This is a genomic window from Sunxiuqinia dokdonensis, from assembly GCF_001270965.1.
GTDB lineage: Bacteria > Bacteroidota > Bacteroidia > Bacteroidales > Prolixibacteraceae > Sunxiuqinia > Sunxiuqinia dokdonensis.
Map to the genome: position 1 here is coordinate 1 of NZ_LGIA01000043.1, position 24,859 is coordinate 24,859.

A 24,859-nucleotide genomic window follows, 5' to 3' on the forward strand; every position below is an offset into this window, starting at 1 on the left:
TCCTCTTTTTAGACAGCCTCCGGTGTCTGCACCTTCCAGTCCCCAAATTCTTTGGGGGTGATGAACATTAAACCCAGACGGGTTATCGATTTGCAAGAATAACTTATGCTCCGTATTTAATCAGGAAGAAAGCTCTAAGTCCCTGTGATTTTTCTATACCCCCGGTTCTTCAGCATAACTCCGAAGGAGTGAAATGTGCATCACCCCGTGCGAAGCTCTGGGGGTCAGCGGCCAACTAAGAATGGGCAACCCCGGAGCGGGTTGAATTTATCTTACAACAGGTACCGTGCCTTTCAATACTCTTTTTTTCTAAATAAAAAGAACAGTGTCATCATCAGGTCACCCATATTATCAATTCCGTCCCATAGCTGCCGGTCTATTTTACTACGCAAATTGGCCATGGCTCGCTGCATCAGATTCTTGATAGTCTGCTCTTTCACCTCCATAATCCGGGCAATTTCGGCATAAGGAAGGTTGAAATAAAATCGAAGGTAGATGAGTTCCCGCTGTCGTTCGGGCAGGCTATTGATCGCTTCGGTCATCGAAGTGCGGAGTTTTGCGGAGATTTCTTCGACCTCCATAAACTCGGCCGAAGAAAAGGAGAACGTCTCTTTTTCATCCTCCACCGATGTTCCTTCATAAATTTTCGATTCGTATTGCGCTTTGTTTTCAAACAATTTTCGACGAAGCGAAGTGATCAGGTAAGCTTTCGCATTCTGAACATCACCAAGGTTATCCCGTCGTTCCCATATCCGAACAAAGACATCCTGAATGGAATCCCTGACGAGGTCGGGATGATTGAAAATCTTGATTCCATAGCGATACAAATCGGTATGATAAGAGGTGAAAATTTCAGATAAGGCTGTCTTATCTCCAACTTTCATCTTTTCCCAATGAGGGTCGCTATGAACAGATTCTCTTCCCACTTTATTCTGGATTGCAAGGCTTAATATATAGCAAAAGAAGCGAAATATTTGTGGATTTTGAAGATAGGGTACTGAATTACTTTTTCCGATGCTAAGCCATGAATTCATTCAATGAGCTGTAGATTAATCAGATCTGGTCGAGTTTCTAACTAAAACCTATTTTCGCTAAAATTAAACAATCCTGCCAAGTTGTAAAAGCCCGGCAGGATTGGGATAAAAAAACAGAACAATCAGCCTGAGGACAAGCCGTTGCAATTTCTATGTTTTATTTTTTTGAAAGCTCTACCAAAACCCGTTTCCCTTCTAACATCAAATCTTCCAAACCATCAGGTTTTTGGGTGATATTGAAAGCACCGAGGGTTTGGTTCAGTAAATCCAATTTTTCCCTGGCCCCGGCAGCTGAATCATTTTGTAATTCGGCCCTGAGTATTCTGATTTTCTCTGCATCCTGAATCCCTTCCAACAAACGCTCAAACCTGATGGAACTGCGGCCATCGGGATAGACGATGTAGGTATCGCCTGCGGGCCAGGTTCGAAAGCGGGAATCGAGCAGGGGTTCCTTCACCCAACTGTTATAGGCCCACCGCAAAAAGCCATCAAAATCGGCGGCCATCGTGTACCATCCAATAAAAGCGGCTTCTGCCGGTGGCGAAAAAGTGAATACATTGGGAAATACGTCGGCACAGCATACATACCAAGTGGTAACATACCCTTTCGATTTGCGATATTCTCGATCGACAGGATCGATCACCGATCCGTGTGCTACACATAAATCAACCAACTGATTGGGATACAGCTTGTAGCTTTGATGATTGTCGGCCAGCGCTACTCCCAGCCCTGGTGCTGTTTCGCTAAGCAGTTTCAGCATGGCTTGCATTTCGGCAGGAGCCCGCTCGTCCATTGCAATCCGTGTAATTTCATTCCATCCCTTTTGCTCCAAATGTGCTGTAAAATCCCGAAGAAACGGAACCCACAAATCGGCATATGCCTTTGTTCCTGGCTCAGCCCTCACCTTAACTTCCTCACCCGATTCTTCATCAAAATAATACAGTTCGTTTCCCCAAGGAACCATCGAATAACAATTGATTTGCGACTTGATACCCAGTTCCATCATAAACTCCAGCCAGTTATCAAAGACGGTGTAGTCATATTGCCAGTCGCCTCCGCTTTTCTTTGTCCAGCCAATCATTGACCCGAAGGCGTCTTCAGTCTGTCCGCCCCACGGACGCTTGTTCAGGGTTGTTGTGATTACTTTTTGTCCTGCACCTGCCAGCAATTCCATCAGCGGACGCAAAGCATTCCAGTGGGCATCCGACCACGGCTCAACCTCATGAACACGAGCTACTGCATATGGATTTTGCCACAAATCAAGATGAAATGCCCATTCCGAAGCAGGTGGAAGTACTCGGGGAAGAATATCAATGCTAAAGGAAAAGGAACTGTGTTTGTTACCATCGGCAAACAACTGCATGGTAGAAGTATACGTTCCGGGAGTAGCATCTGACGGGATGTCCAGGGTAATCCACACGGGCCGGGTGGTCTGTGGTTCCATATCGAAACAGTCCAACGGATCAAGTACATCAGGGCTCAGCGATGTCGCGAAATCTTCGGGTACACGCCGGCCACAGCCGTTGGCAAATTCGTCGGTGATGACATATCTGACAAATCGTGCCCGGGCAATCGATGCCGGCAACTGCTCTCCATTGGGCGATTCAAAGTCCGAAAATTCATACTCGACCTGACTGACCGCTTCCTTGCTCCAAAGTACCAATTGTGCAGAAACACGTTCTCCTTTCCAGGCAGTTCCTTCCCAACCACTTCGAATTTCAATATTTGGTATCGAACTTTTGGCATACAAATGATCAATCGATCCAACAGAGGCCATTAAACCGGGGGGCACCGTGCTCCAATCTGCGTCTTTATCCGGCGAAGGATCAGCCGCTTCCATATAAATGGGACATTCTTTCGCCGGCCGCTGCACCTGACATCCCGCAATAAAAAACACAAAAACCAATGCTTTAAATACTATTTGACGAGTCATATTCTGGAGTTAAAAGTTTATTGATCGATTTTGATATTAGCAAAAAATACATCCTGAAACGGATGTAGTCCACACTAAAATGCCTGTCTAATGTATGACAAAAGAAACGAAATATTTGTAGATTCTGAAGGCAGGGTTCCAAATTACTTTCCTGACCTTTCAGATTTGGATACTTTTTCTTTTCGATTTTCGTTTTCCCATAACGAACAAAATTGGTTACTTTTAGAGCCTTAATCAGCCTGTATTCATGAAGCGGACGTATTTTTTTGCCACGGTCTTGTTAGCCCTGTTTGTTTTGGGATCCTGTTCATCTCAGAAAAATTACCGTTTAGGAAACCTCTCCTACGAGATTGGCGAATACTACCGGGCAACCGAAAAATTCCGCAAAGCCTACCGCAAAGACGATAACCTGCAACACAAAATGGAAATGGCCTATCAGATGGCCGAGGCGTACCGCGCCATAGGCGATTACGGCCGGGCTGCCATTTGGTACCAGAATGCCATTCGCAGGCAACACCCCGATTTTAAGGCGGTACTTCATTGGGCTGACTGCTTGCGGGCCACGCAGAAATACGAAGAAGCCATTGAAGCTTACCAGCAATACCTGGATTCCTTTCCGACTGACGTACAAGCGATCAACGGGCTTGACGCTTGTCGCTACACGCAGGAGTGGGAAGCCAACCCCACCCGCTACGTGGTCAATGCCGTTCGTGAGCTTAATTCACGATACAGTGACTATACCCCGGTTTTTGTAGGTGGCCGTGATAATGAAATTCTGCTGACTTCGGCCCGCGAGAATAATGTTGGCCGCAAGGAAAGCGGCATTACCGGAGCGTATTTTGCCGACATTTATCGCGCCGAGTACCAAGTTCAGCGGCAGAAATGGGGCCCGCCCCAGTTGGTGGATGAGTCGGGATTAATTAACTCGCCAGATGAGGAAGGAGCGGTCACGCTTTCTCCAAGCGGTGATGAAATGATTTTTACCCGTGCCCGCTATGATAAACAAAACGATAAAGGAACCGAGCTTTATCGGGTTAAAATGTCACGCGGCAACTGGTCGGAGCCGGTGAAACTAGACTTGGTAGGCGACAGCCTTATTGCAGCTCATCCTTCCCTGTCAGCTAATGGCGATACGCTCTATTTTGTTTCGGACAAGCCGGGAGGATATGGCGGGAAAGACATTTGGATGGCGACAGGCGGCGGTGGCTCTTTTTCCAACCCGGTGAACCTGGGGCCCAAAATCAATACCCCCGGCGATGAGGTTTTTCCAACCATTCGTTCCAACGGCGAATTATATTTTTCATCAAACTACCACATGGGCATGGGCGGGCTCGATATTTTTAAAGCCACCCGTAACGAAGAAGGCGAATGGCGCCTTCAAAATCTCAAAGCCCCGATCAACTCAACCGGTGACGATTTTGGCATGGCCTTTATTGAAGGCGAAGAAGTTCGCGGACTATTTGCCTCGAACCGCAAAGGCTCACGCAGCGACGATATTTATTCCTTCTACCTGCCCCCAAAAGTTTTCCGCGTTTCGGGCGAAATTTACGACAAGGAAACCGGACAACGAATGGATGGCGCCCGCATCCGGATTATCGGAACAGATGGCACCAACCTAAGAATGCGTGCCGACAAAGGCCAGTTCCAGATGACACTGAATCCGGAAACCGAATATGTTTTTGCCGCTTTTAAAGATGGCTACCTGAATGATAAAGGCCGGGAATCGACCATTGGCCTGGACGAAAGCCAGGATTTTCGGGTCGATTTGTACCTGACACCAACCGATGCGCCCATCAAAGTGGACAACATCAACTATGCGTTTGGAAGTTGGGAGCTCCAGCCCCAATCGGTTTATGCGCTCGATAGTTTAGTTGGGATTTTGGAGCTGAACCCAACTATCACCATTGAGCTGATGGCCCACACCGACTTTGTGGGCTCCGAGCAATTCAACTTTGACCTGTCGCAAAAACGGGCCCAGGCGGTTGTCGATTACCTCATTCAAAAAGGAATCAACCCAAAACGCTTGGTCGCCAAAGGCTACGGCGAAACCTGGCCCAAGAAGGTGACCCGTAAAATGGCCCAGCAGTATGATTTTCTGAAACGAAATGATGAATTGACCGAAGAATTCATCAAACAGCTCACACCAGAGCAGCAGGAAATTGCCAAAGCCTTAAACCGCAGAACCGAATTCCGGGTGTTGTCAACCGACTTCTATGAAACATTTTCACCGGAAGTGGAAGAGTAGAAGTTTTGTGTTTCAAATTTTGAGTTTCCAGTTCTGAGCCAGCATCTCGCATCGAGGACCAAGATTGGATGAAGAAGTCTCAGTGAACAGTCCCAGTAGGCAGGTAAACCAACCATAAGCAGCATCTTTCACTTCTTTTCCATTTGGTCTATGTGCCTGTTGTGGTTTTCATGAATTTTAACTTATTAAAAGAATAATACTCCAAATCTCATAACTTTGCTCCTGTACCTCGAGGGCAGCGTATCGAATTTTATCTATGCTTGCCGCCTGACAATATGAACTGAACCCGCAATAAAATGTTGCTTGATAAAAAAAGACAAAATGCCAAAACAATATTTCCCAACACTCCAAAATGTAAACAAGGCCAAATTGACGCTAAACGAAATTCTGACATCAACGCCACTCACCGAAAACTTGAATCTTTCGGAGCAGTTTGGCGCCCGGGTGTTTTTAAAGCGTGAAGATTTACAGATTGTGCGGTCGTACAAAATACGGGGCGCCTACAATAAAATTCGCAGTCTGAGCAGTGAACAGCTCAAAAACGGCATTGTGTGCGCCAGTGCCGGCAACCATGCGCAGGGCGTGGCTTATTCGTGCCAAAGGCTGGGTATTCACGGCAAGATTTATATGCCTACCACCACGCCAAAGCAAAAGATAAAGCAAGTACAAATGTTTGGCAAACAGTTCGTCGACATTGTGTTGCACGGCGACACCTACGACGATGCCAGCGCGGAAGCCTGGAAAGATTGCACCGAAAACAAGAAAGCCTTCATCCACCCTTTTGATGACCCCTTAATTATTGAAGGGCAAGCCACCACCGCGCTTGAAATTTTGCAGGATTCGACTCACCAGATTGACTACCTGTTTGTGCCCATTGGGGGTGGCGGACTCATTGCCGGCGTGGGAAGCTATTTCAAACAAATGCACCCCAGCACGAAAATTATTGGCGTTGAACCGGCCGGTGCGCCGTCGATGAAAGAATCGCTGAAGCAGGGGCAGGTGAATGCCCTGGAGAACATTGATAAATTTGTTGACGGAGCCGCGGTGCAGCGCGTCGGCGACCTGCCCTTTGAGATTTGTCAGCAAGTGGTTGACGACATTGTGCTGGTTCCGGAGGGACGAATTTGCACCAAAATTCTGGAGCTGTACAACCGCGACGCCATTGTGGTTGAACCAGCCGGTGCTTTATCCATTGCTGCGCTGGATTATTATACCGATCACATTAAAGGTAAAAATGTGGTTTGCATCGTGTCGGGCAGCAACAACGACATCACCCGCACCGAGGAAATTAAAGAACGTTCGCTCCTGTTCGAGGGACTGAAGCATTATTTTATTGTCCGGTTTCCGCAGCGCGCTGGCGCTTTACGCGATTTTGTAGAAAATGTGCTCGGACCAAACGACGACATCACCCACTTTGAATATTCGAAAAAGAACAGCCGCGAGCGTGGGCCAGCCTTTGTAGGCATTGAACTAACCAATAAAAATGATTTTGAAGGACTGGTGCAACGCATGGCCGAAAACGGCTTTGTGTACGAATACGTGAACGAAAAACCCGACCTGTTCCAGTATCTGATTTGAATGGAGAAACCCAATTGAACCGACATGAGCGAAAAGCCAATCAGCACCATTGACGGGGTCATCGAAACCCTGGAGTTCATCATTCAATATTCCGAAAAAAACAACGATCCCTCGGGTTATTTTGCCGCCTTGTACCAAAAAGTAACCATCAAGGTAAAGGAAGAAATCGATAACAACTATTTTGATGATGGCCCGCGCATGGAACAATTGGATGTGCTATTCGCCAACCGGTATATTGATGCCTGGGTGGCCCACAAAGCCGGCAAACCAACCAGCGCCTGCTGGGCAAAGGCCTTTGAACTGGCGACCGACTATTGGCCCATTGTTTTGCAACACCTGCTCTTGGGAATGAATGCCCACATCAACTTCGACCTGGGAATGTCGGCTGCGGAAGTGTCGCGCGGTAAAAAGCTGGATGACTTGCACGACGACTTCAACCGGATAAACGAAATTCTTTCTTCGCTGGTGCATGAAGTTCAGGATAACCTTTCGGTGGTGTGGCCGGCCTTGAAAATTATTCTGAAGTGGACCGGTAAAGTTGACGATTATCTCGTGGATTTTAGCATGAAATTGGCGCGCGACGGTGCTTGGAAATATGCGACCGAAGTAGCCGGAACCAGCGACGAAGAGCTGGAAGCCTGTTTCAGCAGGCGCGATGAGCGGGTTGCCAAAAAAGTCAGTGTCATCATGCAGCCCGGACTTATTGCCTCCGCGGTTTTATTGCTGGTGCGCCTGACCGAACGGGGAACCGTTGCACAGAAAATAGGAAAATTGAAGCGTGCCGGCTAAGCCCTTCTCCACTACATTATCAAATCAATAATCTTTCGGAAGAACCGTTACGGCAAACTGCCCACAGAAACTCCAAATCAAATAATCCGTTAGTTTTGCGCCGAAATAAAAACAACTAAAATCACTCGTTAATGAACAACGCAAAATTAGGAAACCCTGCGGTGGTGGGCTTGGCAGGTTTCGGTCTGACCACGCTTTTACTTCAGTTTCACAACCTCGGCTGGATTGGCCTGGGACCCGTCATTTCCATGGGTTTCATCTTTGGAGGCCTGGCCCAGCTGGTGGCCGGGTTGATGGAGCAAAAAGCTGGTAATAACTTCGGTTTTGGAGCTTTCACAAGCTATGGCTCTTTTTGGATTGGACTAGGCATCATTTGGCTGTTAAACCACTTGGGCGTCTACCATTCATCGCATACCGATGTTGGCTTTTTCCTGGTGGGCTGGACCCTGCTGACTACCATTTTCTGGGTGGGCTCCATGTTTATTCACAAAGCCATGTTTTTCACATTCACCACTTTGTTGCTGGGCTTTATCTTGCTCGACATTGGTCATTTTGGCTGGCCAGCCATGAACATTGTTGCAGCGGTAATGCTGATTATTTGTGCTTTATCGGCCTGGTACATGATGGCAGCCATTGTCCTGAATGACTTGGCTGGACGGGAAATCCTCAAGTCGGGACAACCTTTGATTAAATCAAAATAGGCACCGATTTTCGAATGCATTTAAACACGGAAAGCCGCCTTTTCAAACTTGAAGGGACGGCTTCTTTATTATCAATTAAAACGGCAAATTCTCCAAGTCCACGTTTCCGCCACTGAGAATGATCCCAACCCTTTTTCCGTTCACATCAATCTTATTTTCGAGAATGGCGGCCAGCGGAACCGCGGCGGATGGCTCAACAATAATCTTCATGCGTTCCCAAATCATACGCATGGCGCGGATAATGGCGCGATCGGAGACGGTCACAATCTCATCGGTTTTGCGCTGGATAATCCGGAAGTTCAGCTCGCCAACCGAGGTCAGCAAGCCGTCGGCAATGGTTTTGGGGTTGATGGAAGGAACCAGCATTTTGGCATGAAACGAGCGATAAGCATCGTCAGCACCTTCGGGCTCAGCAGCAATCATCAAACCATTCGGGTTAAGCGCCCGCGCGCTGATGGCGGTTCCGCTAAGCAGGCCGCCCCCTCCCACGGGACACAGAATGATATCAAAATTCCCCGAGTCTTCAATCAATTCTTTGGCTGCGGTTCCCTGTCCGCAAATCACCTGAAAATTGTTGTACGGATGAATTTCCTTTGCACCGGTTTTGTCTGCTATTTCCAGTAGTGTTTTCTCCCGGCTTTCCAGCGTGGGCTGGCAATAGGTAATTCGCCCGCCGTACGATTCAACGGCTTTCTTTTTTATCGCCGGTGCATTATCGGGCATCACAACATAAGCCGGAATCCCGCGCATGCGGGCAGCCAGCGCCAATGCAGCCGCATGATTCCCCGACGAATGGGTACAAACGCCTTTGAGTAGCTGATTCTTGCCTAAAGAAAGCACCGCGTTGGATGCTCCGCGAAATTTAAAAGCACCCACTTTCTGGAAGTTTTCACACTTAAAAAACAGCTTTCCTCCGGTCATTTCGTTGATCGATTGCGAAGTGAGTACCGGAGTGCGGTGCACTTGTCCTTTGATCAGCTCATGTGCCTCTTGGATATCCTGAAATTCTGGAAGTTTTAAAATCATGCCATTCCTCTCTTATCCAATTCTTTTAATCAGCTCTTTCAGAATAATTGTCATCGATGGTTCTGAGCGCATGGCCACTTCTTGCACTTCTTCGTGCGAAATTTCAACAATCTCGCCCGGCACACCACTGTCGGTAACAATCGAAATACCAAACACTTTCATGCCCATGTGGCGGGCAACAATCACCTCGGGAACGGTCGACATGCCAACTACATCACCTCCCAGTATTCGAAACATCTTGTATTCGGCCGGCGTTTCAAAAGTAGGACCCTGCACGCCGACGTAAACGCCTTCTTTCACATCAATTTTATTCTTGAGGGCGATAAACTTAGCCTGGTCGCGCAATTCCTTGCAATACACCTGGCTCATGTCCGGAAACCGGGGCCCAAGCTCATCGATGTTTTTGCCGTGCAGCGGGTGTTCTGGAAACATGTTGATGTGGTCGCTAATGATCATCAAATCACCGACTTTATAATCTGGATTCAAGCCACCTGTAGCATTGGAAACAATCAGGTGGCTGATTCCCATTTTCTTCATCACCCGAACGGGAAAAGTAACCTCCTTCATGGAATAACCCTCGTAATAGTGAAAACGGCCCTGCATGGCCAGAATCTTTTTACCGCCCAGGATACCGTAAATCAGGGTTCCGTTGTGCCCGTCAACGGTTGAGACGGGAAAGTCGGGGATATCTTTATACGGAATCGTTTTTTCAATAGCAATTTCATTGACCAGGCCACCCAAGCCTGACCCTAAAATAATACCAACTTCAACTTCTCCTTGTATTTGTTCTTTTATGTAACTCGCGGTTACTTCTATTGTCTTTAACATAGCCTACAATTGTTTTGTCAAAACTTTTCCCTTCGTGATCAAGAAACTTAATCGTCAGGGGAATATAATACATTCGTGACCGGATAAAGTCCGGAATACTCTCTTCATCTCGAAGCCTCATGGCGTCTTTCTCGGTGGTAATGATCACCGGATTTTGTTCCTGATACCGGATAAATCGGGCTTCAATGTTTTTCAAATCCTTCGGTCTAAAATGGTGGTGATCACCAAAAATCAGCTCATCAATCACCGCATAGCGACCAGCCATATAACTTTGCCACAGCGCGGGATTGGCAATACCCGACAGAAGGATAACCGGCTGTTTCAGGTCTTCCTCTTCACCGGTGCGCTCCCCAAAAACGGGCACCGGGTTGCCATACACCATGGTGGTAAAATACAACGATTGGTAGGGCCGCAGGTTCACGTCTTTCATGATAATCCGCCGGGTGATGGGTGTAATTTCATCAGGACATTTGGTGTAAATGATCACGTTGGCCCGCCGTCGCTGGTATTTGCGCTCGCGCAGGCGGCCAACGGGGAGCAACTCATCCTGATCTATTGGCCGGTTGTAATCAATGAGCAAAATATTGATTCCGGGGCTCACCTGCCGATGCTGAAAAGCATCGTCGAGCAAAATAGCGTCGGGTGATTTGGACTCGTCTTTCAGCAGTTGATTGATGCCGTGCACCCTCTTTTCATCCACAGCAACCGTTACTTCCGGAAACTTCTTTTTAATTTGAAGTGGTTCATCACCCACCTCCCGGGCTTTCGAAGTGGTCTCGACCAAACGAAAACCTTTTGTTTTACGCTTGTACCCCCGGCTCAGGGTGGCCACTTTCACATGTTTTTTGAGCAACTCGACCAGGTATTCCGTATGCGGGGTTTTCCCGGTTCCGCCCACCGTAATATTCCCGATGGAAATGACCGGTATTTCAAATTCTGTTGATTTCAGAAATTTGTAGTCATACAGGCTATTTCGGATGTAAACAACAAGCCCATAGATCCACGAAAACGGATATAATAAGATTTTAAGCATGGGTGAATTTTGTCTTACGAAGTTATTAAAATTCGTGCATAAAAAAAGAAGCCGACGAAAACGCCAGCTTCTGATTTATTCTGATCGACCCAATAAACAAACGTTAGTCCAATCGAATATCAAAAGGCATACGCGCCAAAACACCACGTGTTTGCTTGATTTGTTTTAATTGCTGATACACCGGAGCCGCATCGCCCAGCTCTTGATTGATCACCCACATGCGTGCTGTTCCCGACAGTTCTTTCAGCCATTCTTCAAACGGATCCTTGATTTCGGGCAGCGCCTTGATCCGGTAGCGGTCGAGTCCGGCCATTTCTTGGGCCAAAGCAATGGCATCATTAATGCCCCCATACTGATCGATCAGTCCAATTTCGAGGGCGCTTTCGGCAGCCCAAACGCGGCCTTGTCCTATTTCATCCACAGCTTCTTGCGTCATGTTCCTGCCTTCGGCTACACGGCTGGTGAAGGTTTTGTAACCTTCTTCAATGTAGTTTTGCATCAAACCCTGTTCAAAGCTGGTAAGTGGGCGGGTGAGCGACAAAATATCGGAGTGCTGGTTGGTGTTCACCACATCCTGGGTGATGCCCAACTTGTGGGACATGAGCTCATTGATGTTGGGGATGACTCCGAAAATGCCAATCGATCCGGTAATGGTGGTGCGGTCGGCCAAAATGGTATCAGCGGCCGCGGCAATATAATAACCACCCGAAGCCGCCACGTCACCCATTGAGGCAATAACAGGTTTGGCGTCGGATGCCAGTTTCACCTCGCGCCAGATGACCTCGGAACCGTAGGCGCTACCGCCCGGCGAGTTGATACGCAACACGATGGCTTTGATGGAACTGTCGCGTCGGGCTTCGCGAATCGCGCGCGACAATTTTTCCGAATCAATGTCATCAACTCCGCCGCCAGGCATGTCAATACCGCCGCTGGCATAAATCACTGCAATTTTATCTCTCGCCAAGCCTTTCCCGTCGGTAGGAGCAGGCACTTTCGCGTACTTTTTCACTTCCACCACCTGCACATCTTTATTTTCGCGGGTTCCGGTCAGTGCCTTCAAATCATCAATCACCTGATCCTTGTACTTCAAGCTATCCACCAACCCTAGGCTTAACAGGTAATCGGCGGTACGAAAGGTGGTTACGCCGTCAGCAAGTTCGTTGAGTTTCTCCACCGAAATATTTCTTGATGCTGAAATATCGGCCAGCATTTGTGTCCAAAGACTGCTGGTATATTTTTCGGTTTGAAGCCGGTTTTCAGGGCTCATTTCCTCCAACATGTATTGTTCAACCGCGGCCTTGAATTTACCATGCCGAATCACCTGCATTTCCACGCCCACTTTCTCCAGCGCATTTTTGAAAAACAAGTGTTGCGAACTCAATCCTTTCAGCTCGAGCATTCCTTTGGGGTTCAGCACCACCTGGTCGGCCACCGAAATCAAATAGTAGGCCTTTTGTGAAAGGGCTTCACCGTAGGCATAAATAAATTTGCCGCTTTCCTTAAAGTCGATCAACGCATTGCGAATTTCTTCCACGCTGGCCAGCCCGGCATTGATCGTTGACGGATTCAGGTAAATGCCTTCAATGTTGTCATCTGTTTTGGCTTTTTCGATACAGGCCAGAATCTCGTCCAATCCGGTTTGCCGGGCTCCCGAAATGCCAGGAATATCGAGATCATTGAATGGATTTTTGTTGGCGCGCTCAATAACTTCATCTTCCAGACGAAGCATCAATACGGTTTTATCTTTCACCGTAACGGTTTGTTCGCCCATCGAAACCAGCGAGGACAGGATTCCGATGGATAAAAACATCATCAAAAAGCCGGCAATCATTACGCCTACAATGGTTGCCAGGGTGTACTTCAAAAAACTCTTCATGGTGGTAATTTATGTGTTGTGGTTTATAACTTTGTATTTGCCAGGAATAGGTACGAATTTAAACAATTCGTTACAATTAAGTTCACCGACTGGTTTATTATTTTATTAATCATCATTGAAAAGATGGCACAACTCTATTTGTTGCTTGGCGGAAATTTAGGCGATAAGCAGCAGCTTTTTGCGAATGCACTGGAAATGATTGCATCCGACATCGGAGAAATCACCGCCCGGTCGGCTGTTTATGAAACAGAGCCTTGGGGATTTGAATCCGATGATCTGTTTTGGAACCAGGTGGTGGTGGTTGAAACCAGTTTGCAGCCATTGGCGCTTCTGGAGCAAACCCAGCGAATTGAAAAGCACCTGGGACGGGTCCGACACGCACAACAGTACGTTTCGCGCCTAATTGACCTGGACCTGTTATTTTACGACAAGCAGGTTATCCGGCATCTAAGGCTGGAAATTCCGCATCCCCGCATCGCCGAACGCCGCTTTGTGCTGGAACCGTTGGCCGAAATCGCGCCTGACTTCCTTCACCCGGTACTCCATAAAACAATCGCCCAACTGCTTGCCGACTGTCCGGACCAGCTGGCGGTTAACAAACTGAAAGCATAGTGTACCATTGTGCCAACTACGGTCATGTTTAAAGTGAGCTACCTTTATACACAAATATGATGCGTCACAAGAACGACTAAATTTATAGGCCTACCCGAGAAAAGCGGGTTACCCAAACGGGGGTTTTTCGTCAGCTGCCGGAAGCCTTTTTGTCGCTTCCGAAGACCTTTTCGAGAGTGTTCAATTAAGAGGCCGCTCTGTACGGCCTTTTAGCTACTCCATGCAACTTATTGGATGCAAACGGCACCCAAAAGCCTGCTCTGAGCACCCAATAACCTGCTTCGAGAACCCTATAGCCTGCTCCGAGCACCCAATGACCTGCTTCGAGGACCCTATAGCCTGCTCCGAGCACCCTAAAACCTACGACATGAGATAATTCACTTTCTCTAATTTCAAAAAAACACTAACTTGTTGCGCCATACGAGTCATAGCTGAATAAAAATCTTAAAAAACTGCAAAATGGGTAAGCGAACAAAATTCCCAACGGTGTTTTGGGTAGCCAACAGTGTTGAAGTGCTGGAGCGCTTCGCGTATTACGGCATTTACATGAGTTTCGGTATTTACATGACCGAACTGGGTTTTTCGAAAGGGGACCTGGGGGTTGTACAAAGTATTTTCCTGGCGCTGTCGTACCTGGTGCCGCTGTTTTCGGGAACTTTTGCCGACCGGTACGGCTTCAAAAAGATGCTGCTCATTTCGTACCTGGCTTATCTGCCGGCCATTTTATTGCTCATCCTTACACAAACCTTCAGCGGCATTGCGCTCACCATGCTCACCATTGGCTTTGCTGCAGGCTTATTTAAGCCACTCATTTCGTCAACGGTTCGGGCAACCACCGACTCGACCAACAAAACACTGGGCTTTGGTATTTTTTACCAGATGGTCAACCTGGGTGCCTCGTTTGGGCCCATCGTCATGGGCAAACTGCGCGGCTGGTCGTGGGACTACGTTTTTTACACGGCAGCTGCAACCGTAGGCCTGATGTTCATCATCACCCTGCTGTTTTACAAAGAGCCTGACCGCGAATTGGAAGGCGTTACGCTGAAGCAAAAGTTCAAGGATATGGGCGAAGCGCTGTCCGACATCAAGTTTCTGAGTTTTCTCACGCTGCTGGGTGTGTTTTTCTGGCTGCCATTCTGGGCCTTTTTCAATGTGCTGGCGGTTTACATTAACGACTACATGGACACGGCCGCGCTATACGAATCGGTGCGGATGGTGCTGGGTACCGGTGTTGCCCGGTTTATTTCGAACCAGGACGGCGGGGTTTGGCGGCTGAATGCCGAAGCCATTTCGCATACCGGCTACATCATCATCGTCTTCCAACTGCTGATCTCGCGAATTTTTGAAAAGCGGGCAGCCATTCCTTCGTTTATGATTGGATTGCTAATTGCCGCGTCGGGCTTTGTGGTACTCGGACTGTCGGTAACCTCCATCAACGGACTGGTCTTTCTCGGTGTTTTCCTGTTTGCCATTGGCGAAATGATTTCCTCGCCCCGAATCCAGGAATACATCATGTGGATTGCTCCCAAAGAAAAAGCGGGCCTGTATATGGGGACCAACTTCTTATCCGTCTTTATCGGTGCTACTTTGAGCGGGATTTATACCGGGCTGATGGGCCGTTTCGAAAGTGCAGGGCATCCGGAATATATCATGTACACGCTGACCGCCCACACCTTGCTGGGTATTCTGGCAATCTCCATTTTTGTAAAAATCGCGGGCGGGTTCCAGGAGCGAACAGAGTAGTTTACTGATTGAGAATAAACAGCTAAAAGAAGCTGTAAAAAAGTCAATTACACAAATTAAACACGAAGGCACCAAACCACAAAGTATTGTCAAATAAATTAATTCGTGCCTTGGGGCCTTCGTGTTTAAACTCGTTACTAACGGGACAGCCTCTTGGCTATCGAATGTCTTTTAGTGGGAATCAACCTTGGGGCCGAATGCCAGATCACCAGCATCACCCAGCCCAGGAACAATGTATGATTTGACGGTCATTTCGTCATCGATAGCTCCAACCCAAAGCGTGACATTTTCGGCGTCAATCATTTCCTGAACATACTCCACTCCTTTTTTACTGGCAATAATCGCCACCAAATGCACGTGGCTCGGCTCACCCTTTTGAAGCAAAGCTTTATAGCCTATTTCCATCGAAGCGCCGGATGCCAGCATGGGGTCAGACAAAATCGCCACTTTTTCATTCAAGTCCGGCGAAGCCAGGTACTCAAATTCAATATGAAATTCGCCTTGGTCATCGTATTTGCGATAGGCTGAAATGAAAGCATTTTCGGCCCGATCGAAATAATTCAGTAGTCCTTGCTGGAGTGGCAAGCCTGCGCGTAAAATGGTAGCTAAAACGGGTTGTTGAATCAATTTAGGAACCTTAGCAATTCCCAGTGGCGTTTTTACCTCATTGATTTTGTAATCCATCGTTTTGCTGATTTCGTAGGCAAAGATTTCGCCGAAACGTTGCAGGTTTTTTCGAAACCGCAAAGGATCCCGTTGAATCTCATGATCACGAATTTCTGCAAGATATTGATTGAAAATAGAATTGGAGTCGCTCAGGTTGATTACGTTCATGTCAAAAAATTTTGGCGAAAATAGCGATTTTTTCTTTTAAACGGGTAGCTAACTGAAGATAAAATCACCTTCGCCATCTTGAATTTTGCGCATAGCCGCTGAAACCGGAAAGGATGAATAAATTCCGTGTTCTATTTTTTTATGAAATAAAAACGGGTTGGGTCGCTTCCTTACTTCATGCGCCAGTTTGGGATTGAGTACAGTCAAGGATTCGACTTTATTTTTAACTGCCACACGAATCAGAAAACGAGCTGCAATCCGCATACTGTCGTATGGTAATTGAAGGTGAACGGTTCGCATATGACCATCGCGCAGCAAAACCACAATAAACCCAATCAGCTTCTCTTCCTGAAAAATTTTGATGGTTCGATACTTAAACTGTCCGGCAAAAGATAAGAATGGGTAGTTGTGTACAAATTGATCATCGGTTAGCGAAATCCACGGATAATTTAAAATCCATTCCAGCTCCCGCCGCCCACGGGCAAACAGGTACGAATCCTTTTTCGATTCGGCCATCGTCAGGCAGGTTTCATCCGGCAGGGCCGACTCCTTCATAGAAAAATGCCTCACGCGCAAGGGACGAAACAACAGGTGCGTAAAACTTGCTGCCAGGCGAATAAATAAATCAAGAACCGGCAGCAGAAAATCCAGTTTCGGATGTCGTTCGGCCAGCACCTTCCGGCTTTTGAAATAGAAATAAAACCTGGTGCCGTGATCCAGGTACACGGTTTGAAACTGCTTTGTTTTGAGGTAAAGCTGCAACGAAGCCGGCGCGTAGTTGGTAAACATGAGCCGCTCGTCCCAATCTTTTAATGCTTCGTCAAGCAACTTTTTCGAATACCCTTGCCTGCGGTGGCCGGGATGCACCCAATTCCCACTCAGCCAGGCAAAACGTTTCGATTGATTCATGAGCCGGGCCGCAAACACAGTCCGAAAAGCAATCAACTTATTCTCTTCGTGTAAAAGATACAGAACAACATCGGATGGTTCAGCATGCGGGTTGTTCAGATAGGATTGGATCCGGGCCAAACTGATTGGTTTGGTGTCAAACGTCCGAAAGCGTTCGCTCCTGCCAAAAGCCTCCAAATCCTGCAGACGGATCTTAGTTAGTTCCATACACTATTCTCTTTTTGCCACATGTTGATCAACCAGCCGCTTGAGCTGGTAGGATAAATATTCTGCTTTCAGCAAATCCCGGGCAGTTTTGTAACCTGCCCGTTCCATCGGTAGCCGCTGGTGATGTCGGGTTTCTTTTTCAAACTTAATGCCCGCCGTTCCGAAAGTAAGATCGCACAATCGTTCGCGCCTGATGGCATCAAATACGAAAGGCGACACCCCAAAATCGGTAAACGGAAAAGCAAAGGCCTTAATTTTTGGAGAGAAGTTGGCTCCAAGCCACTCCATACTTTCTCTTATTTCGTCAAGCTGACTTGCTTCGTCCAGCAACCAAAACTCCGGATGGTCCCAACTGTGAGCGCCGATCGTAAAACCATCGCGTTCCAGCTGAGACAGCTGTTCCAAAGTCATGTACGGATTTTCCTTCTGCAAATACTCCTGCCAGTCAAGGCCCACATCTTCGGCCATTTGGTCAAGCGACATCAGGTCGGCATAGGTATTTTGCAAATCCGACATCACCCCTTTTTTGGCAAAAAATTGATTCAGTACTGCCGCTTTATAGCGATGAAAAAGATCGTGATTATCGACAAACGCGGGGTTGACAAAGAAAGTTGCCGGCACACCTTTCTCCTTTAGAATCGGGGCAATGACGTCAAAACATTGCCGCAGGCCATCATCAAAACTCAGGTGAAAACAATTCTTTAGATTCATTCCCGAATGAAGCTCTTCCAAAGTAATCGGTTCGAAATACGCCAACAAAAAATCCAGATCCTCGCGGAACCGTTTGGTCGACAGCACGCGATAATTGTACTGAAAAGGATGATCGTGATCGCTAACCAGGTGATAAAAAGGTAAAAGGACGGGCACGTCGTCGCCTGCGCTCAGTTGCGCGAGTGAAAATGGCCGTGCGGCCAGCGATATCATTTGCGATAGTATCTTCATTCTTTCAACCATTTAATCCACCAGGGCAAGTTGTTGTACCTAAACTGGTGATACGTTTCGGGCGTTGCTCCAAAACCTTCGTACAGACGGGCGACTCCGGGAATCATCGAACCTTCAAAATCCAACAGATAATCCTTGCCGGCGTGTTCCGAAATAAACCGGTCAATTAGAAAATACATGGCATAGTTTTTTTTCCCTTCGGCGCTGCTGGCAGCATTCAGATAAGTTACCCGTTGCTTATTTCTGATAAAAAAAGCGGCGGCGCACAGCTCGTTACCAGACGAATACACACCATAAATTTGCCCCAGGCTCCGCGTTAGCGAAAAAGCCAGAATATTGCGGAGCGCCCTCAATTCCTTGTCGGACAGCTTGACCGACAAGTTGTTCTTTTTGAATCGAATATATTCCTCGGCCGAGATACTGCTCACCAAATTGAGCTGGTGCTTGGCTGCCTTTTTCAACTTCCTCCGGGTGTGCTTTGAATAATTCCCGGCCAGCACCTCGTAAGCCTCGTTAAGCCAAAGCATGAGGTTGGTTCGCTTTTCATAGGTCCCCGCACTTTCAACCGGAAGCTGCATCGCATTCAAATTTATTTCGGCAAAAGGAAACCGCACGCACAGTTCATCCAAAAATTGACGGCTAATTTCCTTTGTTGGCGTTGGAAAAATTCCGAGCTGCTGGCAAAATGGCGGCTGATATAAATAGGTAATGCCCATTTTTTTGCGGAAGGTGAGTGGCATCACATATTGGTAGTTTCCCAAGACCAAGGCATCCCAACGATCGCAAATTTTGTCAAGATACCACGACTGTGCATATACCAAGTCATTTGGTGCGTTCTCCAGGCACCGATCCCATTGGTCCGTATCCACCTCGTCATATTTTATGTAGTTTATTCGCTGCTGATTCATCCTTGTATTTAATCGCCTGTTCCGTCATTTGCTCAAAAACCGTTCGCCAACCGGCCCATTCTCCCTGGTCGCTCAAGCTCTCATTATGCCATAAACTTATAAAAGTTCCTCCATAATTTCGAATTTCGAGCATCATTTCGCCGATGATCTCCTTTGCCTCATCGGGTGAGCACTTTAAATGATTTTTGAAAGCGACATCCATAAACTGAAAAGGATGAATCCTCAACCTGGTTGGTGCATCTTTATTCAGATCATAAAACCAAAACGCACTGGACGTTCCGGCTCTGAAACCTACCTGATTGGCATAACCCAGCGTGTAATCATCATGGATTCCGGCTTTAATCAATCGCCGATACGTGGCGGGGAGCTTCAGCCGCAGAAAATGTTGCCGCGATGACCTGACCTTTCGTTGGGTAATTGCTTCCAGCGTTTTAATTTCCCGCCGGAGTTCTCTTTTATTCTTCGTTGATCGATAGGAAGGATGAATGCCCAGCTCAAAGTCTTCACTTAAACGTCGAACCAACTGCTTCAATTGCTCATTTTCCGGCGAAACATTGCGGTCGTATTTACTGGCTTTACTCAGCAAAATAAAAAAGTGCAACAGCTCTTTCCGTCCGCCATAAAGTTGACGAATATAGTCGTACGTGTCGTACGGATCTTTTTTTTCGCCCCGAATAACCTGCAGGCGTTCTTCATTGCGTTGCCTGTTACCATTCAGAAAACCCTTGGCCAATGCGCCCGCCGTACGCAGCCAGCTTTTGTTTTTATACGCCCAGGCATTGTCGATGTCGATGGTTGACCGGAAATCGAAACGGGGAGGCTGGTATTCAAAGTCAGCATAAATTTTGCTGATTTTTTCAGCAACAATATACGCCCACTGATTTACAACCGGCTTATGCAGCAAATTATTTCGATATAAAATACTGTGATGTGAAGGGTAACGCTTGTGCTCATCGAACTCGCGCATCAGGTATTCTTCGTAGCGGCTAATCAAATAAAAGCTGGCCGCGAAAGGATCAAACGGCAAAAACGAGTCGGCTGACGATTCGAAAAAATAAACGTCATCTTCGAACGGAACCGCCTCTAAACTTTGAAAATTAATGTGGTGCTGAAAAAGGATCGGATGCGGATGCATTTTCAGCGGACAATCCAGCGGAAGCAATGAATAATTGATTTTGGGAAATGAGCTCCTTTTAAACTCATGCAAATTGTCGGTGATCATTACCGGCACCCGCAAAACATCTTCAAACAGAAACCGGAAGATGTATTGCAAGCGGTTGGTTATTTCCTGGGTAAATACAACGAGCATGATTTGATGTTATAATAAGCCTTCGTCAGCAAAGCTAAGATACTGATCGTGGGCGATAATTACATGATCGAGCACACTAATTTCCATCATTTCTGCAGCATCTTTAATTTTTTGGGTCACTTTTTTGTCTGCTTCGCTGGCCAGCACATTTCCCGAAGGATGATTATGGCACAAAATAAGTGAGCAAGCCAGCTTTTCCAGGGCAAACTTCAGAATTAACTTCACATCAATCACTGTTCCTGTCACTCCTCCCTGGCTGACCATAAACTTATCAATCACGGTGTTGGACCGGTTCAAAAGCAAAACCCAGAATTCCTCGTGCGGCAAATCTTCCAACAGCGGACGAAAATATTTGGCAGCATCGTTGCTATTGGTAATCACTGTTTTAACGGCTGCGCCATTTTCTTTTCGTCGGCGGCCCAGCTCCAGGGCGGCCATAATATTCACGGCCTTGGCTTCGCCAATACCACGAAACTTAAGCAGGTAGGAGGCATCTTTTTTACTGAGTGCCGATAAATCGTTGTTCACCGCCATGAGTATGCGCCGCGAAAGTTCTACTGCCGACTCTTTTGAATTGCCGGAACCGATTAAAATTGCCAGTAATTCGGCTTCGGAAAGCGAACGGGTGCCTTTGGTTAGCAGCTTTTCGCGCGGACGATCTTCAACAGCCCACTCCTTAATACTTGGTTTTTTATACATGATTGTTCATTTGCAATAACCCAAGTTATGAAGAATGAAGGAAATACGGAAGTGCGCCCAACAAATTAGCGCAAAAAAAAAGCCTCTTCAAATTGAAGAGGCTCTCTAAAATATTTTTTTATCGCTTATAGCTTGCTAATATGCTGGGCTAACTTTGATTTTAAATTGGCTGCTTTGTTCTTATGAATCAAATTCTTTTTAGCCAATCGATCAATCATCGAAACAACTTTTGGAAGTTCTGCCACAGCAGCATCTTTCTCGCTTACCTGGCGAAAATCGCGAACTGCGTTACGCGTAGTTTTGGCATAGTACTTATTGTGTACTTTCTTTTTTTCGTCTTGACGAATTCTCTTTTTTGCCGATTGATGGTGTGCCATTTTATGTTTCTTCTGATAAATTAATTAAGTAGCCCGTAGGGGATTCGAACCCCTGCTACCAGGATGAAAACCTGGCGTCCTAACCCCTAGACGAACGGGCCATCATTTTCTTTCCCTGAAATTGGGACTGCAAAAATAAATCAAATTCTGAAGCCACCAAATATTTTGTCAGGATTTTTTCTGAAATCAACATCATCTTCGTTAAGAAATGTCGTTTTCGATTTCAGCGATGCAAAGAAATGGAAGATTTTTAAATTATCAAACAAAAATTGAAAAAATTTATTTCCACTCTACAATTGTTCCCCGATCCCTATTCAGAAGCGCTTGGGGCATGGATGCGCTCATTTCTTTCCACAACAGATCGACCAACTTGTTTTTTGCAAAGTGACGCGAATAAACCAAACTCACCTCGCGCAAGGGGGTCACATCGCTAAAACTACGAACGTGCTTTCGGCGGCTTTCAGCCATATCAACTGAAGCCAGCTCGGGAATGAGGGTAATTCCACCTTCCTTATCGATAATATTCATGAGTGTTTCCAGTGAGCCTGCTTCAAAATGAAAGGGCAATTCTTCGTTGGACGCCCCTTTAAAAGAACACAGATTAACCACTTGGTGACGAAAACAGTGGCCATCGCTCAACAGCCAAATCTCGGGGGTGGCAATATCTTTCACCTTAATTTTTTCCTTGTTGTGAAGCGGATGTTTTTCATGCGAATAAAGCATCATTTCCTCATAAAAAATCGGGCGTTCGTTTATCCGTTCTTCTTTTAACGGGGTAACCAGCACGCCAACATCAAGCAAATCGCGTTTCAGGTGATCCACAATATTCTCGGTGGTCAGTTCCTGAACCGTAATCAGAATGTTGGGGTATTTCCGTTTGTAGTTGCCGATAAACAGCGGCAACAGGTATGGCGCCAGGGTTGGAATAATTCCAATCTTCAACTCACCGGAAATCAAATTCTTATGATCTTTGACAATATCGTTTACCTTTTCTGTTTCCTTCAGAATGATCCGGGACTGCTCAATGATTCGCTTGCCCACATCAGTTGGGATGAGCGGTTGCTTGCTCCGGTCGAAAATGATAATCTCCAAATCTTCTTCCAGCTTTTTTATTTGCATGCTCAGCGTTGGTTGTGTAATAAAACAATGCTCGGCAGCCCGTCCAAAATGCCGGTAGGTATCAACGGCAACAATATATTCTAACTGTGTGAGTGTGATCATGGTTTTTCATATTTAAAGTTGCTAAAAATAGAAAAAATCGATGAAAAGGAACCTCACTTCGCGAAAAGTTGCTGGCGCACCCACTCAAACAAGGCCACACTTAACGCATGGGAAATATTCATCGACTTGCAAGGGCCGGTCATCGGAATATGCAGGCTTTGTTCGCAACGGGAAATTAGCTCGTCCGACAATCCATGCATCTCGCTGCCCAGCAGAAAAGCCACTTTTGCCGGAAGCTTTGTAGTAAATAGATTTTTAGAATTCTCGTTGGTTTCGATGGCCACCAACTTATAATCGTCAGGAATTGACTGAAAGAATTCAGCGAAACTAATCGTCACAAGCCGGACATTTTTAAAACTCAATCCGGCTGTTTTTTTGATGGAGCTTTCGCGCTTTGGATTTTCATCATCCAGCAAATACAAGGTGTCGCCTCCCACATTATCAACCAGTCGCATCAAACTCCCCACATTTTCCGGATTCTTCACTTTCCAGGCAGCAACAAGGGGTTTGGCGGGCAGCCCAGGATAGTTTTGCGACTGAAAAAAAGCGACTGAATTTGTTTCCATCCTGATAATTATTAATTTTCTTTGGTGAATTGAAACTACGAAGGAAATTATTTAAACGCATTTGTCCATGAATCTGAGTCGGATTTTTTTTATTGCCTTGATTGCCGCCCTGTTGTTTTCCTGTGGAAAATCTGAGAAAGAATTGGCCGCCGAACGGCTTACGCTTGCGGAAAACACCTACCAAAAAGGGGACACCACGCAAGCTTTGCAACACCTGGACACCCTCAGCATGAAATACAAAGGCGCCATTGAAACACTGGTTAAAGCCGATCAATTCAGAAAAAAAATATACGGTGATTTGTTTTATCAAGCGCAGGATGAAATGGATTCGCTACAGGTGAAACTGGAAAAGCTGGAAGCCAAATTTGTTAAGGAGAAAACCGATTTCGACCGCTACACGCAATACGTTCACAAGCGCCAGCAATTTGAAAGACGCTGGGATAAATCATTCATTCAAATTCATTTGGACGAGCGGGGCGAGCTGTACATTTCGAGTAACTATTACGGCGACCAATGGCTTGAACATACCGGCTTGCGGGTTTACGACCAAGACATTCAGGCAAAAACCGAAAAGGTTGAGCTGGACAATGTGCTGAACCACCGCAGTGATTTTATGGAGACCAAATGGGAAAAAGTGTCGTACCGCGACGGTGCCGACAATGGTGTGATTGAATTTATTGCCGAACATGCCGACCGCAATTTGAAAGCCGTATTCCTGGGCTCGCGCTACTACTACATCATTTTGGAAGAATACGACAAGCAGGCGATCAAGGACGCCCTGGCCCTGTCGGCACTTTTGAAACAAAAAGCCAAGCTCGAAAAGCAGATCCAATCGCTTCAATCGAAAGTTGGCTAATACCCCCACGGCTTTCGTTTCATTTTGAAGTGATTGATCGTCTTTTGAACTTCGGCAAACTGCCCCAAAGAGAAAAAGAAGCAGTCAAAAGACGCTCCCCCATCATTCCGAAGAGAAAAAAATTGCTCCGTAAGCACTGCCGGGTGCTTTGAACAGGAGGAAAAGAACTTCGAAGGCCATCTTAAGTGCTTCGGACGGCGAAAATTAATGCTCAAATGCCTTCCGCCGAAGTTGGAACGCACAAAAAGGTGGTTTAAACCCTTTCCCGAATGCTTTGAATAGCGAAAAAAGTGGTTGAAACGCTATTCCGCGACGTCTTTGAGCATTCGTACTAATTCAGTGACTATTCGGAATTGCTCTGTGAGTGTTCGGAATTGCTCTGTGGATATTCGGAATTGCTCAGTAAGCATTCGTAGTGACTCCATGCATATGCGAAATGGCTCAGTGAGCATTCGTAGTTGCTCAATGGGTATTCGGAATAGTTCGATGGATATACGAAACAGTTCTACAAGCCTTCGCGCTTATCTCATAATAAATTGAAGGATTACCCTCCGGTAATGTTCATTAAACTGTGTCACGATTAGAATTTTGATGTTGATTTGCTGTTGGAATGTTGATAACTTCGGCCAAGCC

The 24,859-nt window shown here is 46.6% G+C and carries 22 protein-coding genes and 1 tRNA gene; 7 read left to right on the forward strand and 16 right to left on the reverse strand.

The genetic code is table 11. The features are described from left to right. Positions 1-293 precede the first annotated feature (293 nt). Positions 294-884 (reverse strand): RNA polymerase sigma factor, encoded by a 591-nt coding sequence (locus tag NC99_RS04555; protein ID WP_053180317.1) that lies wholly within the window; start codon positions 882-884, stop codon positions 294-296. A 307-nt stretch (positions 885-1,191) separates the two neighbouring features. Beyond that, positions 1,192-2,967 (reverse strand): DUF4091 domain-containing protein, encoded by a 1,776-nt coding sequence (locus NC99_RS04560; protein ID WP_157624452.1) that lies wholly within the window; start codon positions 2,965-2,967, stop codon positions 1,192-1,194. A gap of 247 nt (positions 2,968-3,214) precedes the next feature. Between NC99_RS04560 and porE the strand changes: the two genes are divergently transcribed. The 4 genes from porE (at position 3,215) to NC99_RS04580 (ending at position 8,280) form a co-directional block, all read left to right on the forward strand. Continuing rightward, positions 3,215-5,212 carry a PorE family type IX secretion system protein gene (gene porE / locus NC99_RS04565; protein WP_053180321.1) on the forward strand — a complete coding sequence of 666 codons (1,998 nt, stop codon included), beginning with the start codon at positions 3,215-3,217 and terminating at the stop codon, positions 5,210-5,212. A 321-nt stretch (positions 5,213-5,533) separates the two neighbouring features. Beyond that, positions 5,534-6,790: a threonine ammonia-lyase gene (ilvA, locus tag NC99_RS04570; protein ID WP_053180324.1), complete on the forward strand. Its 1,257-nt coding sequence runs from the start codon at positions 5,534-5,536 to the stop codon at positions 6,788-6,790. A gap of 24 nt (positions 6,791-6,814) precedes the next feature. Further along, the gene (locus NC99_RS04575; RefSeq protein ID WP_053180326.1) at positions 6,815-7,579 is read left to right on the forward strand and encodes a DUF5995 family protein; all 765 of its coding nucleotides are present in this window, start codon (positions 6,815-6,817) and stop codon (positions 7,577-7,579) included. A 131-nt stretch (positions 7,580-7,710) separates the two neighbouring features. Then, positions 7,711-8,280 (forward strand): acetate uptake transporter, encoded by a 570-nt coding sequence (locus tag NC99_RS04580; RefSeq protein ID WP_053180327.1) that lies wholly within the window; start codon positions 7,711-7,713, stop codon positions 8,278-8,280. A 75-nt stretch (positions 8,281-8,355) separates the two neighbouring features. On the opposite strand, the gene NC99_RS04585 is transcribed toward NC99_RS04580, so the two are convergent. The 4 genes from NC99_RS04585 to sppA form a co-directional block, all read right to left on the reverse strand. Then, positions 8,356-9,306, reverse strand: coding sequence for a pyridoxal-phosphate dependent enzyme (locus tag NC99_RS04585; RefSeq protein ID WP_053180330.1), 951 nt, complete (start codon positions 9,304-9,306; stop codon positions 8,356-8,358). Positions 9,307-9,318: 12 nt separating this feature from the next. Then, positions 9,319-10,134 carry a purine-nucleoside phosphorylase gene (locus NC99_RS04590; RefSeq protein WP_053180332.1) on the reverse strand — a complete coding sequence of 272 codons (816 nt, stop codon included), beginning with the start codon at positions 10,132-10,134 and terminating at the stop codon, positions 9,319-9,321. Further along, positions 10,073-11,167 (reverse strand): tetraacyldisaccharide 4'-kinase, encoded by a 1,095-nt coding sequence (gene lpxK / locus NC99_RS04595; protein WP_053180333.1) that lies wholly within the window; start codon positions 11,165-11,167, stop codon positions 10,073-10,075. The genes NC99_RS04590 and lpxK overlap by 62 nt, the downstream gene beginning before the upstream one ends. 103 nt (positions 11,168-11,270) lie before the next feature. Then, positions 11,271-13,043, reverse strand: coding sequence for a signal peptide peptidase SppA (gene sppA, locus NC99_RS04600; protein ID WP_053180335.1), 1,773 nt, complete (start codon positions 13,041-13,043; stop codon positions 11,271-11,273). 123 nt (positions 13,044-13,166) lie between these two features. Here sppA and folK point away from each other — a divergent pair, with 123 nt between their 5' ends. Then, positions 13,167-13,655, forward strand: a complete 489-nt coding sequence (folK, locus tag NC99_RS04605) for a 2-amino-4-hydroxy-6-hydroxymethyldihydropteridine diphosphokinase (RefSeq protein ID WP_053180361.1) — start codon at positions 13,167-13,169, stop codon at positions 13,653-13,655. 459 nt (positions 13,656-14,114) lie between these two features. Then, positions 14,115-15,398: an MFS transporter gene (locus tag NC99_RS04610; protein WP_053180336.1), complete on the forward strand. Its 1,284-nt coding sequence runs from the start codon at positions 14,115-14,117 to the stop codon at positions 15,396-15,398. A 171-nt stretch (positions 15,399-15,569) separates the two neighbouring features. On the opposite strand, the gene upp is transcribed toward NC99_RS04610, so the two are convergent. From upp to NC99_RS04660, 10 genes are all read right to left on the reverse strand, one after another. After that, the gene (gene upp / locus NC99_RS04615) at positions 15,570-16,232 is read right to left on the reverse strand and encodes a uracil phosphoribosyltransferase (RefSeq protein WP_053180337.1); all 663 of its coding nucleotides are present in this window, start codon (positions 16,230-16,232) and stop codon (positions 15,570-15,572) included. Positions 16,233-16,280: 48 nt separating this feature from the next. Beyond that, entirely contained in the window at positions 16,281-17,348 is a 1,068-nt protein-coding gene (locus tag NC99_RS04620) for a GNAT family N-acetyltransferase (protein WP_053180338.1), read from the reverse strand. Between the two features lie 3 nt (positions 17,349-17,351). Continuing rightward, entirely contained in the window at positions 17,352-18,290 is a 939-nt protein-coding gene (locus tag NC99_RS04625; RefSeq protein ID WP_162231143.1) for a polysaccharide deacetylase family protein, read from the reverse strand. Beyond that, the gene (locus NC99_RS04630; RefSeq protein WP_053180343.1) at positions 18,287-19,198 is read right to left on the reverse strand and encodes a hypothetical protein; all 912 of its coding nucleotides are present in this window, start codon (positions 19,196-19,198) and stop codon (positions 18,287-18,289) included. Before NC99_RS04630 ends, NC99_RS04625 begins: the two co-directional genes overlap by 4 nt. Further along, a complete protein-coding gene (locus tag NC99_RS04635; RefSeq protein ID WP_053180344.1) occupies positions 19,164-20,507 on the reverse strand; it encodes a polysaccharide deacetylase family protein in 1,344 nt (447 codons plus the stop codon). The genes NC99_RS04630 and NC99_RS04635 overlap by 35 nt, the downstream gene beginning before the upstream one ends. A 9-nt stretch (positions 20,508-20,516) precedes the next feature. Beyond that, complete coding sequence (gene radC, locus NC99_RS04640; RefSeq protein WP_053180346.1) at positions 20,517-21,206, reverse strand: RadC family protein; 690 nt, start codon at positions 21,204-21,206, stop codon at positions 20,517-20,519. Between the two features lie 125 nt (positions 21,207-21,331). After that, positions 21,332-21,583, reverse strand: a complete 252-nt coding sequence (rpsT, locus tag NC99_RS04645; protein WP_053180348.1) for a 30S ribosomal protein S20 — start codon at positions 21,581-21,583, stop codon at positions 21,332-21,334. Positions 21,584-21,612: 29 nt separating this feature from the next. After that, positions 21,613-21,684, reverse strand: a tRNA-Glu gene (locus NC99_RS04650). 178 nt (positions 21,685-21,862) lie between these two features. Further along, positions 21,863-22,804 carry a hydrogen peroxide-inducible genes activator gene (locus tag NC99_RS04655; RefSeq protein WP_053180350.1) on the reverse strand — a complete coding sequence of 314 codons (942 nt, stop codon included), beginning with the start codon at positions 22,802-22,804 and terminating at the stop codon, positions 21,863-21,865. A gap of 53 nt (positions 22,805-22,857) precedes the next feature. Next, on the reverse strand, positions 22,858-23,370 hold the full coding sequence (locus NC99_RS04660; protein WP_053180351.1) for a TrmH family RNA methyltransferase: 513 nt from the start codon (positions 23,368-23,370) through the stop codon (positions 22,858-22,860). A 67-nt stretch (positions 23,371-23,437) separates the two neighbouring features. On the opposite strand from NC99_RS04660, the gene NC99_RS04665 reads away from it, so the two are divergent. After that, positions 23,438-24,226 carry an outer membrane protein assembly factor BamD gene (locus tag NC99_RS04665; protein WP_053180357.1) on the forward strand — a complete coding sequence of 263 codons (789 nt, stop codon included), beginning with the start codon at positions 23,438-23,440 and terminating at the stop codon, positions 24,224-24,226. The last annotated feature ends 633 nt before the right edge of the window (positions 24,227-24,859 follow it).

Bases quoted from the DNA above. Each gene is read 5' to 3' on its own strand.
- NC99_RS04555 (WP_053180317.1), bottom strand. From the start codon at position 884: ATGAAAGTTGGAGATAAGACAGCCTTATCTGAAATTTTCACCTCTTAT.
- NC99_RS04560 (WP_157624452.1), bottom strand. From the start codon at position 2,967: ATGACTCGTCAAATAGTATTTAAAGCATTGGTTTTTGTGTTTTTTATT.
- porE (WP_053180321.1), top strand. From the start codon at position 3,215: ATGAAGCGGACGTATTTTTTTGCCACGGTCTTGTTAGCCCTGTTTGTT.
- ilvA (WP_053180324.1), top strand. From the start codon at position 5,534: ATGCCAAAACAATATTTCCCAACACTCCAAAATGTAAACAAGGCCAAA.
- NC99_RS04575 (WP_053180326.1), top strand. From the start codon at position 6,815: ATGAGCGAAAAGCCAATCAGCACCATTGACGGGGTCATCGAAACCCTG.
- NC99_RS04580 (WP_053180327.1), top strand. From the start codon at position 7,711: ATGAACAACGCAAAATTAGGAAACCCTGCGGTGGTGGGCTTGGCAGGT.
- NC99_RS04585 (WP_053180330.1), bottom strand. From the start codon at position 9,306: ATGATTTTAAAACTTCCAGAATTTCAGGATATCCAAGAGGCACATGAG.
- NC99_RS04590 (WP_053180332.1), bottom strand. From the start codon at position 10,134: ATGTTAAAGACAATAGAAGTAACCGCGAGTTACATAAAAGAACAAATA.
- lpxK (WP_053180333.1), bottom strand. From the start codon at position 11,167: ATGCTTAAAATCTTATTATATCCGTTTTCGTGGATCTATGGGCTTGTT.
- sppA (WP_053180335.1), bottom strand. From the start codon at position 13,043: ATGAAGAGTTTTTTGAAGTACACCCTGGCAACCATTGTAGGCGTAATG.
- folK (WP_053180361.1), top strand. From the start codon at position 13,167: ATGGCACAACTCTATTTGTTGCTTGGCGGAAATTTAGGCGATAAGCAG.
- NC99_RS04610 (WP_053180336.1), top strand. From the start codon at position 14,115: ATGGGTAAGCGAACAAAATTCCCAACGGTGTTTTGGGTAGCCAACAGT.
- upp (WP_053180337.1), bottom strand. From the start codon at position 16,232: ATGAACGTAATCAACCTGAGCGACTCCAATTCTATTTTCAATCAATAT.
- NC99_RS04620 (WP_053180338.1), bottom strand. From the start codon at position 17,348: ATGGAACTAACTAAGATCCGTCTGCAGGATTTGGAGGCTTTTGGCAGG.
- NC99_RS04625 (WP_162231143.1), bottom strand. From the start codon at position 18,290: ATGAAGATACTATCGCAAATGATATCGCTGGCCGCACGGCCATTTTCA.
- NC99_RS04630 (WP_053180343.1), bottom strand. From the start codon at position 19,198: ATGAATCAGCAGCGAATAAACTACATAAAATATGACGAGGTGGATACG.
- NC99_RS04635 (WP_053180344.1), bottom strand. From the start codon at position 20,507: ATGCTCGTTGTATTTACCCAGGAAATAACCAACCGCTTGCAATACATC.
- radC (WP_053180346.1), bottom strand. From the start codon at position 21,206: ATGTATAAAAAACCAAGTATTAAGGAGTGGGCTGTTGAAGATCGTCCG.
- rpsT (WP_053180348.1), bottom strand. From the start codon at position 21,583: ATGGCACACCATCAATCGGCAAAAAAGAGAATTCGTCAAGACGAAAAA.
- NC99_RS04655 (WP_053180350.1), bottom strand. From the start codon at position 22,804: ATGATCACACTCACACAGTTAGAATATATTGTTGCCGTTGATACCTAC.
- NC99_RS04660 (WP_053180351.1), bottom strand. From the start codon at position 23,370: ATGGAAACAAATTCAGTCGCTTTTTTTCAGTCGCAAAACTATCCTGGG.
- NC99_RS04665 (WP_053180357.1), top strand. From the start codon at position 23,438: ATGAATCTGAGTCGGATTTTTTTTATTGCCTTGATTGCCGCCCTGTTG.